A 1,901-nucleotide genomic window follows, 5' to 3' on the forward strand; every position below is an offset into this window, starting at 1 on the left:
CGCCAGTCAGTACGATGCAGTCAAAGGGCTCAATGGTTTCAAATTGGTTCAAGGCATCACAGTTCTCGACCTTGACGCCGGAAATACCGGCACGTGCGAGGTTGCCGACCGCGCGCTCAGCCAGATCGGCATGGATTTCTAGGCTGTGCACATCGCCGCCGAGCTCAGCCAGGCAAGCGCTCAGAAAGCCCGATCCTGTGCCGATTTCGAGCACTCGCTGTCCGGATTCGATCGTCAGCGCCTGCAGAACCCGGCCCTCGATGACCGGTTTCATCATCACTTCGCCATGGCCCAGCGGCAGCTCGACATCGACAAAGGCCATGTTGCGGTAGCGTTCCGGCACGAATTCCTCGCGCGGCACGCGGCCGAGTACTTCCAGAACGCGGGGATCGAGCACTTCCCAGGTGCGAATCTGGTTCTCGACCATGTTGTCGCGGGCCTGCTCAAGATTCGTTGACATCATGAAAATCCGGAATGATGAAAAAAGGGGGCGAAAGCATAGAAGGTCTGTCGATGGCCGGCAAACTTCGGCGCCAGAATCGCCCTGGCGGCCAGTCCGCGGTCGTCCACGGACACGGCGGACATGGGCAAGGTGAGGCTGGGCGGGGCTTTGCTGCCATCATGACGACTCTTGCAATTGCGAGGCCAAACCGGAATCCGTCGCTGGCGCGCGCCGGATCCGGAACCATGCGGCGTAAAGCGCGGGCAGGAACAGCAAGGTCAGGGCTGTTGCAACGGTCAGCCCGCCCATGATGGCCACGGCCATCGGACCGAAAAACGCGCTGCGCGAAAGCGGGATCATGGCCAGGATCGCGGCTGCGGCGGTCAGGACGATGGGTCGGAAGCGGCGAACGGTGGCGCCGACCACGGCATCCCAGGCCTGGATTCCGTCCTTGATGTCGTGTTCGATCTGGTCAACCAGAATGACCGAGTTGCGCATGATCATGCCGAACATCGCGATCGTGCCGAGCATGGCGACGAATCCGAATGGCACCTGGAACACCAGCAGGAACAGCACTACGCCAATCAGGCCCAACGGAGCGGTCAGAACCACCAGCAGTACGCGCTGGAAACTGCGCAACTGCAGCATCAACACCGTGAGAACGACAACCAGGAACAGCGGAATGCCGGCATTGACCGAACCCTGGCCCTTGGCCGATTCCTCGACGGCACCACCGGTGACCAGGCGATAGCCCTGAGGCAGCCCGGACCTTATCGAGGCCAGTTCGGGTTGTATCTGCGCATCCACGCTGGCCGGCTGCCGTGAGCCCTCGATGTCGGCACGTACGGTGACCGTGGGTTGGCGATCGCGCCGCCAGATGATGCCCTCCTCGAAGCCGTATTCGATGGTTGCGATGTGCCCGAGCGGGACACTCTTTCCGGATGCCGTTGGCACGGCCAGGCTCTTCTGCAGGCTGAGCCTGGCTCGCTCCTCGTCGGTGCCACGCAGGAGCACGCCAATCAGCTGGTCACGCTCGCGGTAGGTCGCAATCGGCACGCCGTTGAGCGAGCTCTGCATGAAGGTGGCCACATCTTCCGAGGTGACGCCGAGTACACGGGCGCGGTCCTGATCGATTGAAAGGCGTATGACCTTGCTTGGCTCTTCCCAGTCGAGATTCACGTTGCGCACGTCCGGGTTTTCACGCAGGACATTGGCGACATCACGCGCCAGCTCCCTGATCGTTCCAATTTCCGCACCGGATACCCGGTACTGCAAGGGGTAGCCGACAGGCGGGCCGTTCTCAAGCCGGATCACGCGTGCCCGCAGGGTTGGAAAATCAACCTCGAACAGGCGTAGCAGGTCATTGCGCAACGCTTCGCGTTCGGTCTTTCCGTGAGTCAGCAGGACAAACTGGGCGAAGCTGGCCTGCGGCAGTTGCTGATCCAGTGGAAGGTAGAAC

2 protein-coding genes are annotated in these 1,901 nt (G+C 61.7%); both read right to left on the reverse strand.

All coding sequences use genetic code 11. From position 1 onward, the window contains the following. Nucleotides 1-460: protein-L-isoaspartate O-methyltransferase family protein (locus WBP53_RS10950; RefSeq protein ID WP_423928832.1), on the reverse strand; the 460-nt coding region annotated here is incomplete at its 3' end. A gap of 159 nt (nucleotides 461-619) precedes the next feature. Continuing rightward, nucleotides 620-1,901 (reverse strand): efflux RND transporter permease subunit (locus WBP53_RS10955; RefSeq protein ID WP_423928834.1); only part of this gene is annotated, 1,282 nt, incomplete at its 5' end.

This window comes from Dokdonella sp. (assembly GCF_049593775.1).
In the GTDB taxonomy this organism is placed as follows: Bacteria; Pseudomonadota; Gammaproteobacteria; order Xanthomonadales; family Rhodanobacteraceae; genus Dokdonella.